21 protein-coding genes are annotated in these 26922 nt (G+C 32.0%); 14 read left to right on the top strand and 7 right to left on the bottom strand.

Annotated elements, in window-relative coordinates; genetic code table 11:
• Positions 1–92: 92 nt before the first annotated feature.
• Entirely contained in the window at positions 93–1559 is a 1467-nt protein-coding gene (gene nhaC, locus ACVCXO_RS08100; protein ID WP_452229094.1) for a Na+/H+ antiporter NhaC, read from the bottom strand.
• Between the two features lie 363 nt (positions 1560–1922).
• Here nhaC and ACVCXO_RS08095 point away from each other — a divergent pair, with 363 nt between their 5' ends.
• Positions 1923–2873 carry a T9SS type A sorting domain-containing protein gene (locus ACVCXO_RS08095; protein WP_452229093.1) on the top strand — a complete coding sequence of 317 codons (951 nt, stop codon included), beginning with the start codon at positions 1923–1925 and terminating at the stop codon, positions 2871–2873.
• Between the two features lie 109 nt (positions 2874–2982).
• On the opposite strand, the gene ACVCXO_RS08090 is transcribed toward ACVCXO_RS08095, so the two are convergent.
• Complete coding sequence (locus ACVCXO_RS08090) at positions 2983–4197, bottom strand: aminotransferase class I/II-fold pyridoxal phosphate-dependent enzyme (protein ID WP_452229092.1); 1215 nt, start codon at positions 4195–4197, stop codon at positions 2983–2985.
• Positions 4198–4362: 165 nt separating this feature from the next.
• On the opposite strand from ACVCXO_RS08090, the gene ACVCXO_RS08085 reads away from it, so the two are divergent.
• From ACVCXO_RS08085 to lpdA, 5 genes are all read left to right on the top strand, one after another.
• Positions 4363–4821: an Lrp/AsnC family transcriptional regulator gene (locus tag ACVCXO_RS08085; RefSeq protein WP_452229091.1), complete on the top strand. Its 459-nt coding sequence runs from the start codon at positions 4363–4365 to the stop codon at positions 4819–4821.
• Between the two features lie 130 nt (positions 4822–4951).
• A complete protein-coding gene (locus ACVCXO_RS08080) occupies positions 4952–6544 on the top strand; it encodes a S41 family peptidase (RefSeq protein ID WP_452229090.1) in 1593 nt (530 codons plus the stop codon).
• Positions 6545–6822: 278 nt separating this feature from the next.
• Entirely contained in the window at positions 6823–7227 is a 405-nt protein-coding gene (locus ACVCXO_RS08075) for a CPBP family intramembrane glutamic endopeptidase (RefSeq protein WP_452229089.1), read from the top strand.
• 53 nt (positions 7228–7280) lie between these two features.
• Positions 7281–8051 (top strand): LuxR C-terminal-related transcriptional regulator, encoded by a 771-nt coding sequence (locus tag ACVCXO_RS08070; protein WP_452229088.1) that lies wholly within the window; start codon positions 7281–7283, stop codon positions 8049–8051.
• A gap of 269 nt (positions 8052–8320) precedes the next feature.
• On the top strand, positions 8321–9718 hold the full coding sequence (gene lpdA / locus ACVCXO_RS08065) for a dihydrolipoyl dehydrogenase (RefSeq protein WP_452229087.1): 1398 nt from the start codon (positions 8321–8323) through the stop codon (positions 9716–9718).
• A 79-nt stretch (positions 9719–9797) separates the two neighbouring features.
• Here lpdA and ACVCXO_RS08060 read toward each other — a convergent pair whose 3' ends face one another.
• Positions 9798–10514 (bottom strand): LytR/AlgR family response regulator transcription factor, encoded by a 717-nt coding sequence (locus ACVCXO_RS08060; RefSeq protein WP_452229086.1) that lies wholly within the window; start codon positions 10512–10514, stop codon positions 9798–9800.
• Positions 10515–11567, bottom strand: a complete 1053-nt coding sequence (locus ACVCXO_RS08055) for a sensor histidine kinase (protein ID WP_452229085.1) — start codon at positions 11565–11567, stop codon at positions 10515–10517.
• 189 nt (positions 11568–11756) lie between these two features.
• On the opposite strand from ACVCXO_RS08055, the gene ACVCXO_RS08050 reads away from it, so the two are divergent.
• Positions 11757–13076 carry a serine hydrolase domain-containing protein gene (locus ACVCXO_RS08050; RefSeq protein ID WP_452229084.1) on the top strand — a complete coding sequence of 440 codons (1320 nt, stop codon included), beginning with the start codon at positions 11757–11759 and terminating at the stop codon, positions 13074–13076.
• A gap of 145 nt (positions 13077–13221) precedes the next feature.
• The gene (locus ACVCXO_RS08045) at positions 13222–13602 is read left to right on the top strand and encodes a MotA/TolQ/ExbB proton channel family protein (protein ID WP_452229083.1); all 381 of its coding nucleotides are present in this window, start codon (positions 13222–13224) and stop codon (positions 13600–13602) included.
• Between the two features lie 118 nt (positions 13603–13720).
• On the opposite strand, the gene ACVCXO_RS08040 is transcribed toward ACVCXO_RS08045, so the two are convergent.
• The 3 genes from ACVCXO_RS08040 to ACVCXO_RS08030 form a co-directional block, all read right to left on the bottom strand.
• Complete coding sequence (locus tag ACVCXO_RS08040) at positions 13721–14311, bottom strand: hypothetical protein (RefSeq protein ID WP_452229082.1); 591 nt, start codon at positions 14309–14311, stop codon at positions 13721–13723.
• Between the two features lie 150 nt (positions 14312–14461).
• The gene (locus tag ACVCXO_RS08035) at positions 14462–15826 is read right to left on the bottom strand and encodes a DEAD/DEAH box helicase (protein WP_452229081.1); all 1365 of its coding nucleotides are present in this window, start codon (positions 15824–15826) and stop codon (positions 14462–14464) included.
• A gap of 40 nt (positions 15827–15866) precedes the next feature.
• On the bottom strand, positions 15867–16757 hold the full coding sequence (locus tag ACVCXO_RS08030) for an aldose 1-epimerase family protein (RefSeq protein ID WP_452229080.1): 891 nt from the start codon (positions 16755–16757) through the stop codon (positions 15867–15869).
• 80 nt (positions 16758–16837) lie between these two features.
• Between ACVCXO_RS08030 and pabB the strand changes: the two genes are divergently transcribed.
• The 6 genes from pabB (at position 16838) to ACVCXO_RS08000 (ending at position 26874) form a co-directional block, all read left to right on the top strand.
• Complete coding sequence (gene pabB, locus ACVCXO_RS08025) at positions 16838–18130, top strand: aminodeoxychorismate synthase component I (protein WP_452229079.1); 1293 nt, start codon at positions 16838–16840, stop codon at positions 18128–18130.
• Positions 18131–18135: 5 nt separating this feature from the next.
• Positions 18136–18972 (top strand): alpha/beta hydrolase, encoded by an 837-nt coding sequence (locus ACVCXO_RS08020; RefSeq protein ID WP_452229078.1) that lies wholly within the window; start codon positions 18136–18138, stop codon positions 18970–18972.
• A 152-nt stretch (positions 18973–19124) separates the two neighbouring features.
• Positions 19125–19499 carry a four helix bundle protein gene (locus tag ACVCXO_RS08015; RefSeq protein ID WP_452229077.1) on the top strand — a complete coding sequence of 125 codons (375 nt, stop codon included), beginning with the start codon at positions 19125–19127 and terminating at the stop codon, positions 19497–19499.
• A 6-nt stretch (positions 19500–19505) separates the two neighbouring features.
• Positions 19506–20828, top strand: a complete 1323-nt coding sequence (gene tilS / locus ACVCXO_RS08010) for a tRNA lysidine(34) synthetase TilS (RefSeq protein WP_452229076.1) — start codon at positions 19506–19508, stop codon at positions 20826–20828.
• On the top strand, positions 20828–23215 hold the full coding sequence (locus tag ACVCXO_RS08005; RefSeq protein ID WP_452229075.1) for a cytochrome c biogenesis protein CcdA: 2388 nt from the start codon (positions 20828–20830) through the stop codon (positions 23213–23215). The genes tilS and ACVCXO_RS08005 overlap by 1 nt, the downstream gene beginning before the upstream one ends.
• 131 nt (positions 23216–23346) lie before the next feature.
• Positions 23347–26874 carry an FG-GAP-like repeat-containing protein gene (locus ACVCXO_RS08000; RefSeq protein WP_452229074.1) on the top strand — a complete coding sequence of 1176 codons (3528 nt, stop codon included), beginning with the start codon at positions 23347–23349 and terminating at the stop codon, positions 26872–26874.
• Positions 26875–26922 lie beyond the last annotated feature (48 nt).

Below are 26922 nucleotides of genomic sequence, written 5' to 3'. Positions count from 1 at the left end.
GGAAGACTAAAAAAACAAGCCTAATAAAATTTTAAAATCTTATTAGGCTATAAGTTTTAATTATAGTAAAATGAAAACGTGATAGTTTACGGTTATTTGGATTTTAGCTGTCTTATTTTAATATTTAGTGCCGCAAAAAGGAGCGTGGTAAATGGGCTTAGCCAGTTAAAAATGGCATACACAAAGTACTCTCCAACACCAACACCTAAAACGCCAGATTGATATGCACCACAGGTATTCCAAGGGATAAGAACAGAAGTTACAGTACCCGAATCTTCTAAAGTTCTGCTTAGGTTTTCGGGAGCAAGACCTTTGTCTTCGTATGCTTTTTTAAACATTTTTCCGGGGATTACTATCGCTAGATATTGGTCACTGGCAATTGCATTTAATCCTAAACAACTAATTACGGTACTTGCAAATAAACCAAATACGGTAGTTGCTAATTTTAAAAGTTCTTTGGTAATTCTGGATAAAGCACCAATGGCATCCATGATACCTCCAAAAACCATAGCACAACAAATTAAAAAGATAGTCCAAAGCATACCTTTCATTCCTCCAGAACTAAATAAATCATTTAATTTTTCATTATCTGTAGTTATTTGTGTGTCTGTAAAAATAGCGTTTGAAATTGCAGAGAAGTTAGAATCGGATAACCCATTTAAAACATCCATTTGAAAAACAAAAGCAAAAACAGCAGCTAATAATACACCAGCACCAAGCGCTATTAACGGTTTTGTTTTAAGTAATATTAAAGCGATTACACCTAATGGCACAAGAAATAATAAAGGTGTAATATTAAAAGTGCTTTTTATACTAGTAAGTAAGCCGCTAATATCTGCACTTCCTGTAGTATCGATAGTAGCACTCATAATAGCAAATGCAATAAGTGTAATAATAATGGTTGGCACCGTTGTAATGGCCATGTATTTAATATGCGTAAACAAATCTGTTCCAGCCATTGCAGGAGCAAGGTTTGTTGTATCACTTAATGGTGACATTTTATCTCCAAAATAAGCGCCAGAAATTACAGCTCCAGCAATCATTCCAGGGTTTATACCTAATGCAGTACCAATACCAACTAATGCAATACCAACGGTTGCAGAGGTTGTCCAGGAACTTCCGGTTGCAATAGATATAATAGCACAAATAATTACGGAAGCTGGTAAAAATATAGCAGGACTTAGAACTTGTAATCCATAATATACCATTGCAGGAATTACACCACTAACTAACCAAGTTCCTGCTAAAGCACCAACAAGAAAAAGTATCATAATGGGAACAAAGACACTTCTGAGGTTCTCCCAAATTTCTTTAACCATTATTAAAGGAGTCACTTTATTATATAAACCATCAATAAACGCAACAAAACCACCAATTAATAGAATGATTTGATTGGAGTATTCCCCAAACATTTCGCCCTCTGCAAGAAAGATATTGTAAGCTAATAAGCCCATTAAAATAACAACAGGAATAAGCGCTTCCCATATATTAAGTTCTTTATTGTCAATAATTTTTTGGTCTTGAATATTTATTTCGGAAAGATTATCGTCTTTATTCATCAATTTAGTTGGTTTAAGAAATGTAATGTTACGATTTTCGTATAAAGTATGCAAATGGAATTATAGATCCTTTTTTCTATGTTAAAACGCTTTTTAGGTAACTGAGGATGGAAGAACATGTAATGCTTTCCTATAAAATTATATCTCTTGAAGCATGATCAATAGCTGCTTATTATGCTATAAGAAAAGAAAAGTTATGGCTCTTTTTTTTGATGTATATAGCTTGAATTTAGTGATTTAAGGTGATGTTTTGTCTGCTGTTTGTTGTAGTGTTTTTTGATCTCACAAAACCCGGAAAATGCTTATGGTTTTAGATAGAAAAGATTACTTTTGTCGCCCAAATCAATAACTTAATCTAAAATTATGAAAAAAATTACATTAAATTCTTTATTAGTTTTATGTGCCTTATTATTAAATAACAGCATGTATTCTCAAACATTAATCAAGCATGAAAGCTTTGAGGATTCTGATTATTCAGGGTATACTACTTCTGTGCTTTTTATGGATTATTCTGGTAGTGATTATTTTTTAAGAGGAAATAATGATACCACTTGTCCTACGTGTTGGACAAATATTTCAAATTACGAAGGTTCCAATTTCTTACTATGGGAAGATTTTGATGGTCATATTGGTGGCGATGGCTCCATAACGATTACACTAGATCCAATTAATATTTCTAATTATTTAAATATGGAGCTTAGTATTGGAATGGCAGCACCAAATGCAACATATAACCGATACGAAGCAGAAGATTTCATAATGGTGGAATACCAAGTGGATGGCGGAACATGGACACGAGCGCATTATGCTTCTGGAGGACCAGAGACAGCAAGTGAAGCAGGAAGGTTTAGGTATGATGATAATCGTGATGGTTTTTATAATGCTTTTGAAACCGTAATCGAAACAGAAATGGTATATTTTAACGCAAATTTAAATAGTATTTCGGGATCTAGTATAGCTGGTACTAGCATGAATATTAGAGTTACAACTTTAAGTGGTGTACAAGAAGAAATGGCTATTGACAATATTCGTTTAACAGGAACATTTACTTTATCTGCAGAAGATAATGTAATGGAGAGTTTAGCTGTATATCCAAATCCTGCTTACCATACAATTACGTTAAGCAATCCGAAGCAATTGGTTTTAAATAACGTGAATCTATATGATTTAAGAGGAAGGCTAGTAAAATCGATTCCTTTAAATTCTGGTTCTTTAGAAGAAACTATGGATATTTCTAATTTAGAAGCAGGAGTTTACTTGTTAGAAATACAAAGTAACAATGGAACGCTTACCAAGAAAATGATTAAAAAATAAGGTTACTAAGAAGCAAGCAAGTTTAATATTTAAAAATCCGTTGAAAATGTTTCAACGGATTTCTTATGTACTATTATTTCACTTAGCTATTTTAGGAAATAGATTAGAATTAAACCATTTCTGGTTTAAGAATATCTAATGTTTTCATACACGATTTCATAGTGTCAAAAGTACGTTCTATATCTGCATCCAATCCTATAGAAAAACGAATAAGGCCATCACTTAATCCCATTTCTTTTTGTTCGTCTTCTGGTATTTCAGAAGAAGTAGAGCTTCCTGGAGCAGAGAAAAGCGTTTTGTAAAACCCTAAACTTACTGCTAAATAACCTAGGTTTTTTTCTTGCATTAATTCCATTAAAGCATTCGCTTTATCTATAGAACCAACATCGATAGTAAGCATGCCGCCAAATCCATATTTTTCGTTCATCATAGATTTAAATAATTCATGCGAAGGATGCGAAGCTAATCCGGGATATACGGTTTTGATACCTAAATTTTCAAATTTCTCAGCTAAATACGTCGCATTTAAACTATGTTGTTGCATTCTAATATGAAGGGTTCTTAGATTTTTTAAAACCGAGGCTGCTCGTAAACTATCCATGGTAGATCCTAAAAGCATGCAAGCACCGTTATTTACATTGCGTAAATCATTAATAAATTCTTGGGTACCACAAACAACACCACCAACAGTATCACTAGAACCATTAATGAATTTTGTTAAACTGTGGATCACAATATCTGCACCCAATTGTCCCGGAGAAATAGATAAAGGGGAAAAGGTGTTATCTACTACCAATTTTAAATTATGTTTTTTTGCTAGCTTGGCTAATCCTGCTATATCTGCAACCTCTAATAACGGATTACTAACAGATTCACAGAATATTATTTTGGTATTCGGAGTAATAGCAGCTTCCACAATATCTAATTTTGTAATATCTACAAAAGACGTTGCAATACTAAAACGAGGTGTAAAGTTTTTTAAGAAAGCGTATGTCCCTCCGTAAATAGTTCTGCTAGAAACAATATGATCTCCAGAGCCACATAATTGTAAGATTACAGGAGTAATTGCACCCATTCCTGATGCAGTAACGTTTGCCGTTTCTGTACCTTCCATTGCAGCAAGTGCTTCACCCAAATATAAATTAGAAGGCGTAGAGTGACGCGAGTATAAATAGCATCCATCTGCATTACCTTCAAAAGTATCGAACATGGTTTTTGCAGATAAGAAGGTATAGGTCGAGGAATCTGAAATGGAAGGGTTTACACCTCCAAATTCTCCAAAGTATTGAAGATCTTGTATGTTATTTGCTGGTTTAAATGCCATAATGGTAAGTTGATTTAGTTTATATAGATGTAAACTTCCGTGTTATTAGATTAATAATCAATAGATGTGTTTATATTTAGATTTTAAATCTATTATTTGTTATTTTAGTAGTTTAATAGTAATTGGAAATAAGGTTATTTCTGTTTTTACTGAAAATTTTTCGATATGACTTTTGATGGAATAGATAAAAAACTGATTCAGCTTTTACAAGAAGATAGTAAGCAAACCAATAAAGCCTTGTCTAATAAATTAAATCTTTCTGTTACCGCAGTTTATGAAAGAATAAAAAAACTGGAGAATCAAGGTGTTATTAATAAGTATGTGGCTTTGGTGAATAAGGAAAAAGTAGCCAAATCTTTTGTCGCTTTTTGCCATGTAAAATTGACGCAACACACCCAAGATTATGTGATTAAATTTGAAAAAGAAGTAGCAGATTTACAAGAGGTTTTAGAGTGCTATCATATAAGTGGAGATTACGATTACCTTTTAAAAGTGCTTGTAAAAGATATGGAAGCTTTTAGAGAGTTTATGGTAAATAGGTTAACGAAAATTAATCATATTGGGAGCACACATAGTATGTTTATGATTAATGAAGTGAAGCATACTACTGCAATAACGATTTAATTCTAAAAGTAAATAATTTTCATAAAATTATCAAAAAATCTAGATTCAAAAATCAGATTAACATTATATTTAAAGTGAAATAAGAGGGTTTAATTTTCATCTTATTGTTAATCAATGATATACGAATTACATGAAAAAACTTTTACTTCTTTTATCCATAGCTTTAGTTTTAGCTTCTTGTGCAAATACTGAAAAATATAACACCCAAATAACATCTTTGCATACCGTAGAAACTTTACAGAACGATGTCGATAAAGCCTACGCACAATTAAAGCGACACCATCCTAATCTTAATTTATATATCTCTAAAGAACGATTAGATTTTAAGATGGATAGCTTAAAAAAGAGTATCGATAAACCGTTAACAAGTTATGCGTTTTACGCAAAAATAGGGCCAGTTATTGGTAGTATAAGACAAGGGCATATTAGTGTGTTTGCGCCAAAAAAGCGATTGGAAAGAAAAGAGTATAAAGCGCTTTCTAAAAAAGAATTTACATTTAACGACTTAGATTTTGATTATTTAGAAGATAAACTTTTAGTTACCAATATCAGGTCTAAAGATTCTTTTCTGTTAGGAAGTGAAGTGCTTAAAATAGAGGGTGAAAATATTTCGGATTTAGTAGCTAAATACAAAACACAAATTACTTCCGATGGGTATAACACCACATTACATAATAGAGTTTTAGGAAAAAGATTTGCTTCCTTTTATAGTAGCGATAAATATTTTATAGATAGTTTACAAGTTACTTTTAAAAAGAAAGACTCTTTGTTTCAAAAGGTTTTTAAACGCGTAAATAAAGAAGAAGTAAAGAAGGATACGATACAGAGCGATAGCACAAAAAAAGAAATAGCCGTTAAACTTACAAAGGAGGAACGTAAAGAAAATAAGCAAAAAGCAAAGGTAATAAGAAAACATAATCAGATGTATGGCTATGTAAAATCTAGAAATGAATACACTCGAAATGTAGAATTTATTGGCAAAGATAGTACCGTTGCTTATATGCAAATAAGAGGTTTCATGGGCGGTAGATATAAAGCATTTTACGAGGAAGTTTTTAAAGAAATAGATTCCGTAAAAGCCGAAAACTTAATCATTGATTTACGAGATAATGGAGGAGGAAGTCTAGCTGAAATAGCCGAACTATATTCTTATTTAACAGATAAACCATTTCAGTTTCTGGAAGCAGGTGAAGTAAATAGTAGAATTCCTTTTTTAAAAATGGCAATGTCTAATACGTCTTCCACAGTATCTAAAGTTTTAGTTGGTGCATTTTCACCATTTATAGCAACGTATGGTCTTTTTAAAACTAAAAAAGAAGATGGTAAATTATATTATAAATTTAAACAAAGTAAACAAGCAGATCCTAACGAAAATAATTATAAAGGAGATGTTTATGTGCTAATTAACGGACATTCCTTTTCTGCATCCTCCGTTTTGTCTAATCAGTTACAAGCCAATAAAAGAGCTGTTTTTGTTGGAGAAGAAACAGGTGGTGCATATAATTCTACCGTTGCAGGTATTTTTAAAATCTATGAATTACCAGAAACGAAATTGAAAGTTAGAATAGGTTTAATGGAATTAGAAACACCACATAAACAAGAACCAGAAGGTTATGGCGTGAAACCAGATCATGTAATTTTACCTACTATTAAAGATAGAATCGAAAACAACGATCCAGAATTAAATTGGATTTTAAATACGATTGAAAATAAAAGGGAGTAGGGCTTTTACCCAAATAATAACTGTGCTACTTAACGCTATTTTTTGTACATTTAATTATGCAACCTAAGTTTTATAGATTTATAGAATTCTTTATTATTTTTATTCTACTTCCAGTAAGTTTTATATGGAACTACTCCGTTATTATAAAACTAATTTTTAGTTTTTTGGGGTTTGGGTATGTACTTTATATTTTGCTTAAAGTAGAGAAGAATACATTTAAAATAAATCCGAATTTAAATTGGATTCATTTTTGGAAAATGACGTTACTAAAAACGTTTTTGATAGCAATTTTAACGATATTATTTGTATGGTTTACAAGTAAAGAAAGTCTTTTTAGTGTGTTATTAGATAAACCTTTTTTATGGATTGCTATTTTGTTTTTTTATAGCGTTTTTTCTGTATATCCGCAAGAGTTGTTGTATAGAACTTTCTATTTTCAACGGTATAAAAAGTTATTCAAAAGTGAGGTTGTACTCTTTTTAGTCAATGCGATAGTGTTTTCTTTAGCACATTTGTTTTTTAAAAATATTCTAGTACTAATTATGACTTTTTTAGGAGGAATACTTTTCGCAATAACCTATAATAAAACGAAGTCTACGCTTTTAGTTTCTATCGAGCACGCTATTTATGGTTGCTGGCTATTTACAGTTGGTATGGGAGAAATGCTTGGTTTTCCTAGTTAAAAATATATTTTATAAATTGCTAATTATTTTCTAATAGTTAGCAATTCGTATTTATGAAATTTACTCAAATTAAAGAACAGTATAAATCCATTTTCGAGTCTTACGATACACCATCTTTAGAAACGCATATTCAAAAAATTATTGACTTAGATTTTTATTTGCCATATAGTTCCACTTTTTACTGTATTACAAATACGCAGGACCTTACCTTCGAATATATAAGTAAAAACTTTAAGTCTTGCTTAGGGATTGATGCCAATGACTTAAAAGCAAAAGGAATGCGGTATTTCTGGAGTAGAATACATCCAGATGACATTGATGTGTGGTTGAGCGCCTTAAATAGCTTGATGGAGTTCACTATTGGTAAAATACCAGAAGATAAAAGGAAGAATGCCAATTACACCTGGAACTATAGATTAAAAAATGCAAAAGGGGATTATGTAAATATTATTCAAAACACAACGCCTTTAGCTTTTGATTCGGATATGAAACCCATTATAGGTTTAGCGCATTACACGGTTTTAGATGGGAATATAAAAATGGAAATTACAGCTTCTGCAAAGTTGTTAAACAATAAAAATGAATATGAAACCGTATACTTTAATAATCATTCTCAAAAACTATTGCAAGGCGGAATAAGTAATAGAGAGCGCGATGTTGTTCGGTTATTGGTGTTAAATAATACCAGTAAGCAAATTTCAGAAAAACTAAATATTAGCTCACATACCGTAGATACACACCGAAGAAATATTCTGAAAAAATTAAATATCTCTTCTACAGGAGAATTAGTAGGAATGCTAAAAACAAATAAAAATCTAATTTAAAAGTTTTCTAAAAAATTACTCAATTTGAGTATTGTGTTTAGCTTCTAAATAGATGAAATTTGTATTGCTATTAGTCAGTACTAGGGAATTAGCCTATTCTAAAGTTTAAATTTATTTATTCTTATGAGTAGGCTATTTATATTTAATAGTTTCCTGCTTCCTTTTCTTTCCCATACAAATTCTATTAAATTTCGTTAATCGTAATTCGTAAAACATAAATCAATGTTGTACTTTTGTTATACAAATTAATAAATCACAAAAATTATCTTATGAATTCATACGATGTAGCAATAATAGGTTCAGGACCTGGAGGATATGTAGCAGCAATACGTTGCGCACAATTAGGAATGAAAACTGCAATTATTGAAAAATATTCTACACTTGGAGGAACCTGTTTAAATGTTGGTTGTATACCAAGTAAAGCACTTTTAGATTCTTCACATCATTACGAAGATGCTGTCAAACATTTTGAAGAGCATGGTATCGATATTCCAGGGGAAATAAAAGTGAATTTAAAGCAAATGATTGCAAGAAAACAATCTGTTGTAGATCAAACTACAAGCGGAATTGATTTTTTAATGAAGAAAAATAAGATCGATGTTTATGTTGGTGTAGGAAGCTTTAAAGATGCGACACATATCACGATTACTGGTGAAGAAACTACAGAAATTGAAGCAAAAAATACCATTATTGCTACAGGATCTAAACCGTCTACATTACCATTTATAAAATTAGATAAAGAACGCGTAATCACTTCTACCGAAGCTTTAAAATTAAAAGAAGTTCCGAAACACTTAATCGTAATTGGTGGTGGAGTTATTGGGTTAGAACTTGGTCAAGTATATAAAAGATTAGGTGCGGAAGTGTCTGTGATAGAATATATGGATAGAATCTTACCAACCATGGATTCTGGTATTTCTAAAGAATTAAACAAAGTTTTAAAGAAGCAGAAATTTAAAATAAATATCTCGCATAAGGTAACATCTGTAGAGCGTAATGGCGATGCCGTTGTTGTAAAAGCAGAGAATAAAAAAGGAGAAGAAGTAACCTTTACTGGAGATTATGTCTTAGTTTCAGTTGGTCGTCATGCATACACAGATGGTTTAAATGTAGAAGCTGCAGGAGTAAAATTAACAGAAAGAGGAAAAGTAGAAGTGAATGAGAATTTACAAACTAGCGCTTCTAATATTTATGCTATTGGTGATGTTATTAAAGGAGCAATGCTTGCACATAAATCGGAAGAAGAAGGAACTTTTGTTGCCGAAACTTTAGCCGGACAAAAACCACATATCGATTATAACTTAATTCCTGGTGTTGTTTATACTTGGCCAGAAGTAGCTTCTGTTGGTAAAACAGAAGAACAGTTAAAAGAATCTGGAGTAGATTATAAAGTTGGTCAATTTCCAATGCGTGCTTTAGGTAGAAGTAGAGCGAGTATGGATTTAGACGGATTTGTAAAAATTCTTGCAGATAAAACTACAGACGAAATTTTAGGAGTACACATGGTTGGTGCTCGTGCAGCAGATATGATTGCAGAAGCAGTTGTTGCTATGGAATACAGAGCGTCTGCGGAAGATGTTTCGCGTATGTCTCATGCACATCCAACATTTACAGAAGCAATAAAAGAGGCGGCTTTAGCGGCAAACGATAGAGCTTTGCATATCTAAACTTATAGGTTACACGGAGCGCAGTCGAAGTGTCTTAAATAAAAAAAAAGCGAATCATTTAGATTCGCTTTTTTTATTATTAATATTTTTCCAATACGCTTAAAACATCCTTTTTGTAACTTCTGCTTATTGGCAACGCTTTTTCTTTTATCGTAACATGCTCATTGGTAAAAGAAGTGATATGATGTAACGAAATGATAAACGATCTGTGGATTCGTAAAAAGGTGTTCGATGGTAACTTTGCTTCAATGGCGCTAATGGTTTCGCGAGTAACTATGGTTTCGTTTGCAAGGTGAATCTTTATATAATCGCTATAACTTTCTACATAACGGATGGCTTCAAAATCGACTTTTAGCATGCGTCTGTCCGATCGGACAAACATAAAATCCGCAATTTCTATTTCTTTTGGTGCATCTACTTTTGTAGTACTATACACTTCAAAATAGGTGTTTACCGCCTTTAATAAACGCGCAAACGGAATGGGCTTCAACAGGTAATCGACAGCTTGTAATTCAAAACCTTCTACCGCATAATCTCTGTATGCAGTGGTGAAAATAATTTTAATGTCTTTGTTTATAGATTTAGCAAAAGAGATTCCGGAAATCTCTGGCATATTAATATCTAGAAAAACCAAATCGATGGTATGATTGCTAATTACATTAAAAGCTTCCATCGCATTACTACAACTTGCAACAACGTTTATATTGTCGATTTTAGAAAGATGCGTTGCTATAATTTCTCTAGCAATAGCTTCATCATCTACAATCAGGCAGTTTATGTTTTTTTGGTTTTGCAATTAGTTGTTGTTTAGTTTTAAAGCGACTTTAAAGTGCTTTTCTGAAGTATCAATTGTTAAGTCGTACTTATCCTTATAGAGTAAATCTAACCTTTTTTTTATGTTCTGCAAACCGATACCTTTATTTTCGTTTTCGGGAATAGCACTTGTGTTTTTAATGGAAAAAAGAATATTTTCTGGAGTAGTCACTAATTCAATTTCAATTTTTAATACCCCATTTTTTATACTTCCATGTTTAAAACTGTTTTCTATAAATGGAAGCAAAAGCATAGGCGCTATTTGGGTGGTTTCTAGAATATCTTCACTATTAAAAGTAATATCTAAGGAATTATTAAAACGCATTTTTTCTAAAGCGATATAGTCTTTTATGTGATTTATTTCATCTGCTAAAAGCACAAAAGGCTTATCTACTTGATACAGTAAGTAATCTAATAAATTAGAAAGTTTTAATATCATTTCTGGCGTTTCATCTGCTTTTTTTAAAGCGAAACCGTACATGGTATTTAAGGTGTTGAACAAAAAATGAGGATGAATCTGCATCTTTAAATAGTGCAATTCTTGTTCTTTTAATTTTAGCTGACTATCTAGAACTTTAGTTTCTAATGCTTTGGTTTTTTCGGCATGTTTCAAATTCAATTTTAATAATTTAAAAGCACTAACCAAAACAACTACTATGTAAACTGCAGTGGTAATTAAAATAATGTTCCTCGTTAACGGATTCATATCCGCATACTTAAAATTCGATACATATATCAGACTAAAAAAAACGGAAACCATGATTAAATATCCAGAAATAATTATCGTGTAGACGCTATATAAAACAAATCGAAAGTACCTTTTAGTGACTAAATAATCTGGTATTAATTTATAAATGGAAACATAAGTAGTCGCTATTGTTATTGGTAATAAAAACAAGGAAAACGTTAAGGTTTCTTCATAGTTTTTACTGCCGACACCAAAAAAATAAGTAAAAAACAAGAGCACAATACCCCAGAAAATGATGTGAAGTGCTATTTGTCCTAATTTATTTAAAATGTCTTTTTTGGAAAACATGTGCTTTATTAATTTACAATAATACTATATTTTTTGCGCGATTATATTTTTTGTAGACGAATAACAGTTTTAGCACTTGTTTTAACACCCTAGTTATTTTCATTGCTAAGCAAGTCGCTCATCGCAAATAAACGGAGGCTAAGTCTTTCTTTTTTACGTTTGTAGTATGTTTAATTTAATATCTTAACAATGAGAAAAACACTTATAATACTTCTGTTTATTATCGCTTACAATAGTTCTAAAGCACAAAATTTCGAACAGTTAGATTCATTTTTAGAAGTCCTTCATGCTAATAATAAGCTCATGGGAAGTATGTCTGTTTTAAAAGAAGGGAAATCGGTTTACCATAAATCGGTAGGATATCGATCTATTATTTCGGAAGAAAAAATACCAAATACCATAACTTCCAAATATAGAATAGGCTCGGTGACAAAGACATTTACAGCCGTTATGATTTTTCAGCTTGTAGATGAAGGAAAGATAAAGCTAGAGGAAAAGCTATCGAATTACTTTCCTGAAATTCCAAATGCGAGTGCCATTAGCATTGCCAATTTATTAGATCATAGTAGTGGCTTGTTCAATATTCCTAGAGACGAAAATTTTAACGAACACCATCCGATTACGAAAAACGAAATGGTAGCCTTAATTAAATCGCATGCTGTAGATTTTCAGCCAAACGAAAAAAATGAATACAGCAACACCAACTATATTTTACTAGGTTATATTTTAGAAAAGATAGAGAATGCATCTTATAAAAACATTTTACAGGATCGTATTATTAATAAACTACAACTAAAAAACACCTATTATGGCGATGTGATTAATCCAAAAAATAACGAAGCACTTTCTTATTATTACGACGAAGAAGAAACACTACACGAAGCAAATCAAGCACATTTAAGTAATCCTGGAGGCGCAGGAGCAATCGTTTCTAATCCTGAAGATTTAGTGGTTTTTATGGATGCATTGTTTACTAATAAACTCATGTCAAAAAAGAGTTTTAAAAGGATGACAACTATTAGAGGAGAATATGGAAGCGGCATTATGAGTGCAGAAAAAAACGGACAAACCATTTATGCGCACAATGGTTCCATCGATTCTTTTAAGTCTATGGTTATGTATATTCCCGACTCTAAAATTGCAATAGCCTTTACAGCGAATGCATTAGATTTTGGACTAATGCCAATTATGTTTAATGCTATGGCTGTAATGCAAGGGGAAGCATTATTTATTCCAAATTTTGATTCTGTTTCTTTATCCGAAAAGGAGTTGCAACAATATGAAGGTGTTTATTCTTGTGAAGGTTTACCTTTCAATTTAGTTTTTAAGTCGAATGGAAAAGGATTACAAGGCGCTCCAGAAGGAAGAGATTTAAAAACATTAGATGCAACTAGCGAAAACGAATTTAAATTAGACTTAGGAGTGGTCTTAAAATTTAATATAAAAGAAAAATCGCTGTTGTTTAATCAAGTTGGCGAAACACCAAAAAAATGCTTTAAAAATAAATAAATAAGAATAAAGAGGAATAAATAAGAAATACTTATTCTTGGCTTCGGTTATTTAAGGAGCTAAATTGGTTATCTATCGCGTTTTAATTTTTAAACTAAAAAACGAAACTATGTTTGTTACATCATTAATTATAAAACGAATACTTATGAAATTTTTAACCATCCAAATTGCCGATCGTTTTGAAGAAGGCGGATCCTTTATGATGACTTTAATTCTAATCTGTTTATTGTTATCTATTTTCTTTTTAATTAAAGGATTTCTTACTTTAAAGAAGCACGTAATCACATCCAAAAAAATGATAAAACTAGCTGCAGATAGTAGTTTGCTAGGTCTAGTCATTGGCTTTTTTGCTTCTGTTTTTGGATTAATTGGGGCTTTCGATTCTTTAGAAGCATTAGGAAATGCAGATCCAGCAGTTTTTGCAGGAGGACTAAAAGTGTCTTTATTAACAGCGCTATTTGGTTTGCTAACTTTTATTATTGCCAGAGTTGGAATTCTTCTTTTAAAAGGATTGCATAAGGAGTAGTTATGCTATTAACCCATTATTAATATATCCTACAAGGTTTTTTTTAACCTTGTAGGTATTTATGTAAAGGCGAAAAAATTACAAAATTTATAATAATTAGGTTTGCAATAAGAATCCATTATAATTCCTTAATCAAATCCCTAATTCGCAATCGTTTATTGTAATTGTATTCATTTACGTCTCTTACAAAACAATGAATGCTTATTTTTTTATTTTCTACTTTTTCCGAAAGTTGTGCCACAGTAAAAGGGCCAAATTCTTCGGCTTTTTCAATATAGTAAAACTCGTGATCCGATATTAAACTCGCTGCTTTTTCCTTGTATTTGTCATGAAGAAATTGTTGTACGTCTTCCAACGTATTTAAGGTTTCCGAAAAGCTTCCTTCGTTAATAAAAACAGCACAATCGTCTGTTTGTGTTCTGTTTAAAACTAAAATATCTTCGTCTTTAAAATAGGCTTTTACGGTAGTTTTGCCGTCTTCGGTTTCAATAGAAAAAGTGTTTTTGAGTTCAATACACCAAGAAGTTTCTGAAGTGTTTTCGTTTTCTATAATATGAAGCGTGTTTTCATCTTTAAAAATATAAACAGCTTTTTTATTCGTAATGCCATTTACTAAAACCCAATGCTGATTTAAGAACAAATTTTCATAATGGGTGTCATGATGAAAAGGTTCTAGGTTAGGAAACAAATTAAAAATAGCAGTAGACATGGACAATTTATTTATGGTACTTCCATAAATCTAACGAAAAATTATTTTTTTTATTCGGAAACAGAACTTTTTTCGATGAGATACATCTGTTTTTCGAAAATGAAGTTGAAATAAAATTTTTAAATTGCTAACAGCTAACGGCCAATAGCTCTAACGCTTCTTATTCTTATTATGTTTCGCGTAATTCTTGTCACCACGTGTTTTAGGCTTCTTATACTTCGCAGCAATTTTAAATTTATACGAACCACCTAAATTTTCTTTCGAATTTTTTTCCGATTTGTCATGAAAAGCTGGTCCAGGAGCATCTTCGTCTTTTAAACGTTTATGCGGATTGTTATGCTCTTTTATTTGTGGTCTTTCTTCTTCTATTAACTCATCCGAAATTTGCACTTCGTCAGGAAAAGCAACAAAAGGAATTTCCATTTGCATTAGCTCTTCGATGTTTTCAATGTATTCTTGTTCTTTTTCCGTAGAAAAAATAATAGATTGTCCTTCACGTTCTGCACGACCAGTTCTACCAATTCTATGCATGTAATTCTCTGGGAAATCTGGTGTGTCAAAATTGATAACATGACTTACATTATCAATATCCAGACCACGAGCCATTACATCTGTAGCCACTAAAATTCTATTAAAACCTTCTCTAAATTGCTCAATACTTCGCAATCTATAGTTTTGTGTTTTGTTCGAGTGAATCACACAAAGTTCTTCATGAAACTCTTCGTCTAAGGCTTCAAACAGTCTGTCTGCCATTTTTTTATAGGCCACAAAAATTAAAACTTTATTAAATGCTTCGGTATCTTTCAGCAAATACTTTAATAAATTAAGTTTGGTGTGAAAGTTAGGTGTTGTATATTTTGTTTGTGAAATATTATCTAATGGCGTACCAGAAACAGCAATAGAAACACGTTCTGGTTTAATAAAGAAATCATTAATAAGTGCGCTTACATCTTCCGTCATAGTTGCAGAAAACATGATGTTCTGTCTTTTTTCTGGAAGGATATCAAAAATATTAATAAGCTGATGTCTAAAACCAAGGTCTAGCATCACGTCTACTTCATCAATTACTAATTTTTGTATCGATTTTAATTGTAAAACTCTAGATAAAGCTAAATCGTACATTCTTCCAGGAGTCGCTACTAAAATATCAATACCGTCTGCAATAGCTTGCTTTTGGGTGTTAATATTAGTTCCACCATAAACGCCAAGTACACGATTGTTTATGTATTTAGAAAGCTTTTCAATTTCATCTACCACTTGTACCACCAATTCTCTAGTTGGCACTAAAACTAACACTCTAGGGTTTTCTTGTTTAGAATAAGAAAGGTTTTTTAAAATAGGTAACATGTAGGCAAAAGTTTTACCTGTTCCTGTTTGTGCAATACCTACCATATCTTTTCCGCTAGAAACAACATTAAATGCTTCTGCCTGAATAGGTGTTGGTGTAGTAAAACCTAAATCGTCTAAAGCGTTGTATAAAGGTGTATTTAAATTTAAATCTCTAAAAGTACTCATGGTTTTCTTATAAGCTGCAAAGCTACTACTTATATATTAATTACACTAAATGCGCTTTATGTATTTCTATGGCGTATTTTGCTTTAAAATTACGTGCTGCTTCTAGCTTTATAATGCCTTCTTTGGTAGTTATATCTTGGTTTGTGGTTTCCAAATCAGCGTAACCTATCCAGGGTTCTATACAAACATAATCTGCGTTTGGTTTTGCCCAAATTCCTAAATGCGGAAAATCGGCGTGTGTTACGGTTAAAATATCTCCTTTTGTTTTACTGTTTAGCGTTACTTTTCTAGATTTTAAATCTTTAAAAATAAGTGCGTCTTTATTAAATAGATTATAATTTAAAGGTATCGTATTACTAGTATTAAATATGGCTTTTGTGGTATCTGTGAGTAAACCATTTTGAGTGTTTAGTAAATAGGTTTCTGCAGTTTCTTGGTGTTCAAATACTAAACTGTAATCGGTATATTTTTCGTTTTCATAGACTGGGCATTTAAAAGCCGGATGTCCGCCAAGAGAGAAATATATGGACTTATCATCTAGATTTGTAATCTCATTAGTAACGTTTAATACGTTGTTTTCTAAAGTGTATGTTATGGTATAGCTGAATTTAAAAGGATATATTTTCATCAACTCGGTATTGTTTGTCAGCTGAAAAGTAATGCTGTTTTCGGCTTCTTTAATACATTTTATATCCTGATTATGTCTAACAAAACCATGTTTTGGCATTTGGTAAGTGTTATTATCAAAAGTGTATGCATTGTTTTTTAATCCGCCAATCACCGGAAATAGGTTAGGAGCAAAGCTTCCCCATATATTTGGATCGGCATGCCACATAAATTGTGTGTTGTTTTCTACGGAAGAAATTTCACAAAGTTCTGCGCCAATTTTTCGGATAGCAATTTTTAGTAAGGCGTTGGATATCTGATACATTTAAAAAAGGAATTAATCTAACACCGAAAATATATTATTTTTTAACTATTCTCATTAACTTTACACGTAATATTTTTTTATTGAGAACAACAACTACACATAAACCGAAGTCTATTGCAGCTTTTAAAAATCAGTTATTGATTTGGAGTCAGCAATTTGAGGATGTCGTTTGGTTAGATTCTAACGACCATAAATCTAAATATTCTAACTACGATGCGGTTTTGGCAGTAGATGCTTTTACAAGTATTCAAACCGATTACACCAATGGTTTTATAAAGCTGAAGGAATATCAATCCATAACTAACGATTGGATTTTTGGCTATCTAACCTACGATCTTAAAAATGATGTGGAGGAATTAAAATCTGCTAATTTGGATGGGTTAGCGTTTCCGGATTTGTACTTCTTTCAACCAAAAAAGCTTTTTTTAATAAAAGGAGAAACAGTAAAAATTAAATATCTAAATGCGGTAGATGATGAATTGGAAGCCGATTTAAAAGAAATTCATCTTTGCGAGGACGCCGGACTTGACAAACAGCCAAAGGATATTAAAATAAAATTAAGAATCCATAAAGACGAATATTTCCGTAAGCTAGACAAAATGCTTGCACATATTCATCGAGGCGATATTTACGAAGCTAATTTTTGTCAGGAATTCTATGCCGAAGAAACCGTAATTAATCCGTTAGAAACCTACAATAAACTCAACGCTATTTCACAAGCGCCTTTTGCAAGCTTTGTTAAAAGGAACGATAAATATATTTTGTCGGCTTCACCAGAACGCTATATAAAAAAGAAAGGCAACACTATTGTTTCGCAACCTATAAAAGGGACTGCAAAACGTAGCGCCTATCACAATGAAGATCAAGCTTTAAAATATGAATTAAAGCATGACGATAAAGAACGAAGTGAAAACATAATGATTGTAGATTTAGTTCGGAATGATTTATCTAAAACTGCAAAAAAAGGAAGTGTAAAAGTAAAAGAATTGTGTAAAATATATTCGTTTGATCAAGTACATCAAATGATTTCTACGGTAGTTTCTAAAGTAAAAAAAACGACACATCCTGTAGATATTATTCAAAGTACGTTTCCAATGGGAAGCATGACTGGCGCTCCAAAAGTTTCAGCAATGCAAATTATAGAAGACTTAGAAGAAACCAAACGCGGTGTATATTCTGGTGCAGTTGGCTATTTTTCACCAAAAGGGAATTTCGACTTTAATGTGGTTATTCGCAGTATTTTATACAATGCAACTAATAAATATGTTTCGTATTCTGTTGGCGGAGCAATAACTGCCAAAAGCGTACCTTTAAAAGAATACGAAGAATGCTTGGTGAAAGCCAAAGCAATGCGTGAGGTTTTAGAAAATTAATTTATATGGAGCATACTACATTTCAATTAAAGATAGAGAATCAGGTATTACATGCAGCATATTGGCAGCCTGAAAACCCTAAGGCAACCGTAGTTTTATTACACGGCATGGGAGAACATCTAGGACGATATAAAGCTTTTGTTATTCCGAAATTAACAGCAAATAATTATGCAGTATTGGCATATGACCAAATCGGACATGGTAAAACGGAAGGTAAAAGAGGACATGTAGCCAGTTATCAATTGCTTTTAGATTGTTTAAACAGAGCTGCCATAGAAGCTAAAAAACGTAACCCAAACGTCCCCGTTTTTCTTTATGGACATAGTATGGGCGGAAATGTGGTGATTAATTATGCGCTTAAATATCAGTCCCAAATTAAAGCAGTAGTTGCTACTAGTCCGTTGTTGCGTTTAGCATTTAATCCGCCAAAATGGAAAGTCGCTCTAGGTCGTTTTATGTTGCATATTCTACCAGGTATTACGTTACCAAGCGAGCTAGATGCTTCCGGGATTTCTAGAGATAAAGCAGAAGTAGCGCGTTATCAAAAAGATCCGTTAGTGCACGATAAAATTAGTCCAATGTATTCGTTTCCTGTTTTTGATGCAGGCGAATATGCTATTGCGAATGCCGATAAATTAAATATTCCAATGCTAGTTTGTCATGGTACAGGTGATAAAATTACAAGTTGGGAAGCTTCCAAAGCATTTGCCGAAAATACACCCAAAGCAGAAGTAAAGCTTTTTGAAGGTGGTTTTCATGAATTGCATTATGATTTTTGTAAAGAAGAATTGATAAATACTATAATTGCGTGGTTGGATGATAAAGTGAAAAGTGAAAAGTGAAAAGTGAAAAATGAAAAATGAAAAGTGAAAAATGAAAAGTGAAAAGGCATAAGGGAAATGGCAAAAGGAAAATGCAAAAGGCAACAGTCGTTAAGGTGTAAGTAAAAAGGTAAAAAGATGGAAGTAAAAAGTTAAATGTTTAAGTTTGTTAAATGAAAAGTTATAGAGATTTAATTGTTTGGCAAAAATCGGTAAACATGGTAACTCTTGTCTATAAATTAGTCCATGATTTTCCAAAGGATGAAAAGTTTGCTTTGACTTCACAAATTAAACGAAGTTCCGTTTCTATTCCTTCGAATATAGCTGTAGGCTATGGTCGGAATTTCACAAAAGAGTATACTAGATTTTTGCAAATCTCCAGAGGTTCTTTATTTGAAATGCAAACACAATTTCAAATAGCAGTAAACCTAAATTTTATAAAGGAAGAGAATCGAGAAAAAATAAAATCGTTTTCCATAGAAATTGAAAAAATGCGCAATGTTTTAATTAAAAAACTGCTAAACGAATCTCTTCTAACTTTTGCCTGATAACTAATGACTTTTCAATTATTTAAAGAACATATAAACCAAAACCTTCCTTTCCTTCAAGAAAGCAAACTTCTTATTGCTATTTCTGGCGGATTAGATTCTGTAGTTTTAACGCATTTATGTCATCGTGCAAATCTGAATTTTGCATTGGCACATTGTAATTTTAATTTACGCGGAAACGAAAGTGATGGCGATCAAGATTTTGTATTACAATTAGCCGAAGATTTACAAGTAGAAGTTTTTACCCAAAGTTTTGATACTAATACCTTTGCCGAAACAAATAGGGTTTCCACACAAATGGCAGCAAGAGAATTGCGATATGATTGGTTTGAAGCTTTATGCGAACAACTACAATTCGATTATATCTTAACAGCGCATCATGCAGACGATAATCTGGAAACTTTTTTAATCAATCTTACTCGAGGTACAGGATTAGACGGACTTACAGGGATTCCCGAAGTGAATGAAAATGTGGTAAGACCATTATTAAAATGTACTAGAGAAGAAATTGAAAATTTTGCTAAAAGCAATAATTTTAAATGGCGAGAAGATAGTAGTAATGCTTCCACAAAGTATTTGCGAAACAAGCTTCGTCATGATGTAATTCCTGTTTTGAAGGAAATGAATTCTGAACTACTTCAAAATTTTGAAACCACACAAAATAATTTACAAGATTCTAAAAGCATTATTGAAGATGCTATAATTGGAGTGCAGAAAAAAGTAGTTTCGGTGGAAGATGGTATTATAAAATTCGATATTAAAAAGCTTCAGAAACTATCCAATTCCAAAGCATATTTATTTGAATTGCTAAAAGAATTCGGATTTACGGCTTGGAATGATGTTTACCATTTATTGGATGCACAATCCGGAAAGCAAGTCTTTTCTAATACACACAGGTTATTAAAAGATAGAGCATATTTGTTGTTAACGGAAGTAGATTCTAATGTCGCCTCGAGCGCAGTCGAGAGGTTATTCATAGAAGAAAATACAAAAAAACTAAAAACGGATTTAGGAGTTTTATTCTTTGATGAAGCAGATGCCATTTTGGGCAAACATACCAATGTGTCTTTTGTTGATAAAGATTTGTTAAAGTTTCCGCTATCGGTAAGAAAATGGAAAAAAGGCGACTATTTTTACCCTTTAGGTATGCAAGGCAAAAAGAAGCTGAGTAAGTTTTTTAAAGACGAAAAATATTCCTTAGTAGAAAAAGAGAAAACTTTCGTTTTGTGTTCCGGCGAAGATATTGTTTGGGTTATAAACAAGCGTGGTGACAATCGGTATAAAGTCACAGAAAAGACAGAAAATATATTAAAAATTACATTACAATAATGAAGCATTTTTTACTCGTACTACTAGCATTTTTTTCTTTTAGCCAATCTTTTGCTCAACTAACACCAGTAAAATGGTCGACAGAAGTAGAGAAAATTTCAGAAACAGAATACCATCTTATTTATCAAGCGGAAATAGACGCATATTGGCATTTGTACTCGCAACATTTACCAGAAGGTGGCGCATTACCAACAGAATTTGAATTTGATTCTATTGCACAAACGCAAGATTTTAAACGAATTGGTGAAGTTTTAGAAAGTGAAAGTATCACGAAATTTGATAAAGTCTTTGGAATGGATCTAACCTATTTTGATGGTTCGGCAACGTTCACCCAAAAAATAGAAGTACTCAATCCTGAAGTAACGACTATTTCTTCTGAAGTGTTTTTTCAAGCCTGTGATGATGAGAAATGTATTTTTGACAGTGAAGTTTTAAATTTTGAACTTCCTAGGGATTCTAATACTGCGAATTCCAATATTCTAGATCCGGTAACATGGACGACAAATATTACAGAAATAGAAAAAGATGTATATGAAATTGCATACGAAGCAACCATAGATAAAGACTGGCATTTTTATTCACAAAAGGTTGTAGAGGATGCTGAATTAGGACCAATACCAACCGAGTTTGGTTTTAATAATGCGTCGCAAGATTATGAATTGGTCGGTGATATAGAAGAATCTAAAACCAAAGAAGTTTTTGAACAAGCATTTCAAATGAAAGTGCGCTATTTTGAAAACAAAGCCGTTTTTAAGCAAAAATTTAAAGTTTTAAATTCCGATTTAAAAACCATAGAAGCAGAAGTGTTTTACCAAGCTTGTGACGACGTAAAATGTCTTGCACCAACGACGTATACATTTACCACAAATTTAGACGGAAGCTCGAATGCAAAAACTACTACAGCTATCGATGCAAGAAGCAAAGAGTTGTCTGATAAACTACAACTTAATGTAACGGGTTGGGATAAATATGAAAAAGAAGAAGTAGCAGAAAAATCAAACTTCGGTATTTTTGTTCTTGGGTTTCTTGGCGGATTAATCGCATTATTAACACCTTGTGTTTTTCCTATGATTCCGTTAACGGTTTCCTTCTTTACCAAAAGTGCTAGTAATAGTCAGAAAGGATTAGCAAATGCGATGCTTTACGGATTGTTTATTCTAGTGATTTATGTGCTTTTAAGCTTACCATTTCACTTTTTAGATTCACTAAATCCCGAGATTTTAAATACTATTTCTACAAATGTTATTCTAAATATTATCTTCTTTATTATTCTTGCTTTTTTCGCGTTTTCTTTCTTCGGATTTTATGAAATCACATTACCAGCATCTTGGGGGAATAAAATGGATTCGGCATCTAACGTTGGTGGAATTATCGGTATTTTCTTTATGGCATTAACACTTGCTATTGTTTCCTTTTCTTGTACTGGACCCATTTTAGGTTCCTTACTAGCTGGATCGTTAACTAGTGATGGTGGAGCGATGCAACTAACGATGGGAATGACAGGTTTCGGACTAGCATTAGCGTTACCATTTACTTTATTTGCAATGTTCCCGAAATGGTTAAACGCATTACCAAAATCTGGTGGATGGTTAAATACCGTTAAAGTAGTTCTTGGATTTTTAGAATTAGGAATGGCTTTTAAATTTTTATCGAATGCCGATTTAGTAAAACATTGGGGTCTTTTAAAACGTGAAGTTTTTATTGGTATCTGGATTGTTTTAGGAATAGGTTTATTACTGTATCTTTTAGGAAAAATTAAGTTTCCACATGATAGTCCGCTTAAAAAATTAAGCTTCGGTAGAATTTCTTTCGCTGTATTAGTAGGTGCATTTGTAATCTATTTAATTCCGGGTTTAACCAATACAGAACACGCAAACTTAAAACTGTTAAGTGGTTTTCCGCCACCTTTACCATATAGTTTATATGAAAAAGATTCGGATTGTCCGTTAGGATTAAATTGCTATAAGGATTTAGAAGAAGGCGTTGCAGCAGCAAAAGCAGAGAACAAACCAATCATGCTAGATTTTACAGGTTGGGCTTGTGTAAACTGCCGAAAAATGGAAGAACAAGTTTGGAGTAAAGACAAGGTTTATACTATTTTAAACGAAGAATATGTTATCATTTCTTTATATGTGGATGATAGAAAGGAATTGGAAAAAGACGAGCAATTTCAATTCTTAAAACACAACGGAAGCATTAAGAATATAAAGACCATTGGCGACAAATGGGCAACCTTACAAACGCTAAATTTTCAGAATAACTCACAACCATTTTATGTGTTATTAGATCATAATATGGAACTTTTAAATCATACTACAGCATATACACCAAATGCAGATGAATATTATGATTGGTTGGTTAAAGGTGTGGAGAATTTCAAGGAGTAATTAAGTGTCAGATAATAAGTGATTTAGATGAATACCTTCAATTTAATTGAAGGTTTTTTTTTTGTCATTTTTTTAAAAATTGGGCCTAACTAAAAATAATTAATTTTATCTTAGGTCAATAATCTAAACTTATGAAATTAAAATTACTTTTAGTAGTTACTACTTTTTTTTATTGTTTTACAGTTTGTGGGCAAATTGGGTTTGAAGAAAATAATGTTATTCTTAATTATGAAGCTTATTCTGGCTTTTTCACTCCTATATACTCAGGAGATATTGATGGCGACTCGGACAATGATTTGATTGTTGGCTTAAAAGGTGCTTCTGAACTTGCTTGGCTAGAAAATCTAGATGGTTTAGGGGATTTTGGAAGGCCTAAAACTATTGATTTTTCGAATGTTTATGAAGATAAGCATTCATCTATCTATCTAGTGGATATCGATGATGATGGAGATAAGGATATTCTTTCTGGACGGCTTGGATCTATAGTCTGGTATGAAAACTTAGATGGATTAGGGACATTTAGTATTTCTCAAACCATAAATTTTGATGCTGAGTTAATTTATTTTGCAGATATTGATGGAGATATGGATGTAGATATTATTGCATCTAGTGGGGAAATTGTTGGGGGAGATAGGATATTTGCTTGGTTCGAAAATACGGATGGACAAGGAACTTTTGGAGCACCAAATATTATTAATGATGAATTTGATATTTATTCTTTTCATTTGGTTGATTTTGATAATGATAATGATTTAGATATAGTTAGTGGAGGTTATAATTACGTACGTTTTTATGAAAATATAGATGGTTTAGGTACTTTTCAGTTTGTAGGAAACATAATTGATTCTGTAATAAAATCAATCTCTTCCATTGATTATGATAATGATGGAGATATGGATGTTATTGCTATTTCAGACGAAAATGGACAGATGAAGTGGTTTGAAAACACCGATGGAATGGGGAGTTTTTCATCTGGAACAGAAATTGGTGGGGGAGGATCATTTGTAGATGTAGTTGATATAGATGGTAATGGATATTTGGATATAATTACCCCTGGATCTTTGCGTAAAAATAATGGTTCAGGTAATTTTTCCTCTTCTTATTTTCCAATAAATATGAATAATCCAAATCATGTACAAGCAATTGATTTAGATAGTGATGGAGATTTAGATATCCTAAGAGGATATAGATTTGATAATAATATTTCATGGAATGAGAATTTAGATACGCAAGGAAATTTTGGTGATGAGAAAATTATATTAGCAAAAGTATCCGACCCCAATGATGTTCTTTCCGTAGATATGGATTTAGATGGAGATGAAGATATACTTTTTTGTTCGGATAATATTTTGGGTTGGTTTGAAAATACTGATGGATATGGTCTTTTTGGGAATATTAAAGTAATAGATTATAATAGTAGCACTAATTCTGGTAGTTATAATTTTGTTTTTGCATTTGATATTGATGGAGATGGAGATTTAGATGTTGTTTCTGCTACTTCTAGTAGTGTAAGGTGGTTTGAAAATATAGATAGTCAGGAAACTTCTTTTGTAAGGCACTTTATTGGTAGTGTGCCCAATAATAATATTTATGGAACATCAATAAGTGTTGAAGATATTGATGGTGATAATGATGGTGATATTTTAATAAATAGTCATGGTAATATCTTATGGTTTGAAAACTTAGATGGACAGGGGGATTTTAGTGCTTCGGAAGTATTGATTTCAAACGCATATTCTGGTCCTATTTACTTAATTGATATGGATCATGATAACGATAATGATATTGTTTTTGGTAGTTCTGATATTTATTGGGTAGAAAATATTGATGGACAAGGAACTTTTGGAAATCCACAACTTATATCTACAGGTATAGGTGAAATAGATGTGGTTTATGTAGCAGACATTGATAACGACAATGATATGGATATTGTATCCGCTTCTTCCGAAGATCATGAAATAGTCTGGTATGAAAATTTAGATGGTTTAGGGTCTTTTGGTACAAAACAAACAATATTTACAGATGAATCTTCTTTAATAAAGTCCATTTTTTCGAACGATATGGATAACGATGGAGATATGGATATAGTTTCAACTTCATATTCAAGTAGTGGATTAACTATTGGCGATATATTTTGGCATGAAAATATTGATGGCCAGGGAACATTTACCTCAAGTCAATTAATATCTACTAATCCACAAAGACCAGTATCTGTTTGTTCTAGTGATATTGATGGTGATGGTGATGCGGATGTACTCATGTCTTCAATAAATGATAACAGAATAACCTGGTACAAAAACTTGGGCGTTTTAGGAAACGAAATAAATGGGGTAATACAACTAGATTTAGATTTAAATGGTTGTGATAATAATGATATAAATGTTAGTAATTTACTAATAAATGCCGATAATGGCAACGACAGCTTTTCTACATTTACTTTGAATAATGGTAGTTATCAAATAGCAGTTAATGAAGGGAGTTTTACGACTTCTATTTCTAATTTACCTAGTTATTATACATCTAACCCTGTTTCTCAAACATCAAATTTTATAGGTATTGGTAATGTAGATACAATAGATTTTTGCTTAACTTCCAATCAAACGGTAAATGACTTAAAAATAGTGGTTTACCCTTCGCAAGATGATCTAAGACCAGGTTTTGATACAAGTTACCAAATAGTGTATAAAAATGTAGGAACAACAATATTAAGCGATAATATTACCTTTGAGTTTGACAATACAAAACTTAACTTTTTAAACGCGAGTAAACCAATAAGTTCTCAAACATCAAACACACTGACTTTTAATTTTACAGATTTAAATCCTTTCGAAACTAGAACCATTGATTTAGAATTTAATGTATTTGCACCACCAACAACTAATATAGATGATGTTCTAATTTCAACTGCAACTATAAATCCAGTGACAGGAGATGAAACAGAAGAAGATAATACATTTATTCTTAATCAAACCGTTATCGGCTCTTACGATCCAAATGATATTCGAGTTTTAGAAGGTGAAGAGATTCTATTAGAAGAGGCAGATAAATACTTACATTATATCATTCGTTTTCAAAATACGGGAACCGCAAGTGCCATTAATGTGCATGTAGAAAATGTACTAGATGATAAGTTAGATTATACTACCATGCAGATAGAAAGTCTAAGCCATACCGGAAAAGTAGAAATTACAAATGGTACGATGGTTGATTTTATATTTAATAATATCAACTTAGCAGATAGTACCAATGATGAAACAAACTCGCATGGATTTATAGCCTATAAAATAAAACCAAAAAGCGATGTAGTAGTTGGTGATGTTTTTTATAATACTGCAGATATTTTCTTCGATTTTAATCCTGCTATTACAACCAATACAGTAGCTACAGAAATTGTAGAAAATTTATCGGTTAGCGAGTTTAATACCAATACTTTTTCTGTGTATCCAAACCCAACAGAAAATCAATTAACCATTACCAGTAAAACACCTTTAAGTGCTATTACTATTTTTGATATTAATGGTAGAAAAATTAAAGATGTAAAACTATCCAATCATACATTACAATACCAATTAGATGTCGCTAATTTATCTAACGGAATGTATTTTGTAGAACTAGTTTCTGAATACTCGCAAGAAACACAGAAGTTTATTAAAAAGTAAATTATTGAACATTAGTATTTTAAAGAGCTTCCGTTTTAAGGGAAGCTT

The sequence above is a fragment of the Lacinutrix sp. MEBiC02404 genome (genome assembly GCF_053601575.1).
This window is presented reverse-complemented; position numbering and strand designations above follow the sequence as displayed.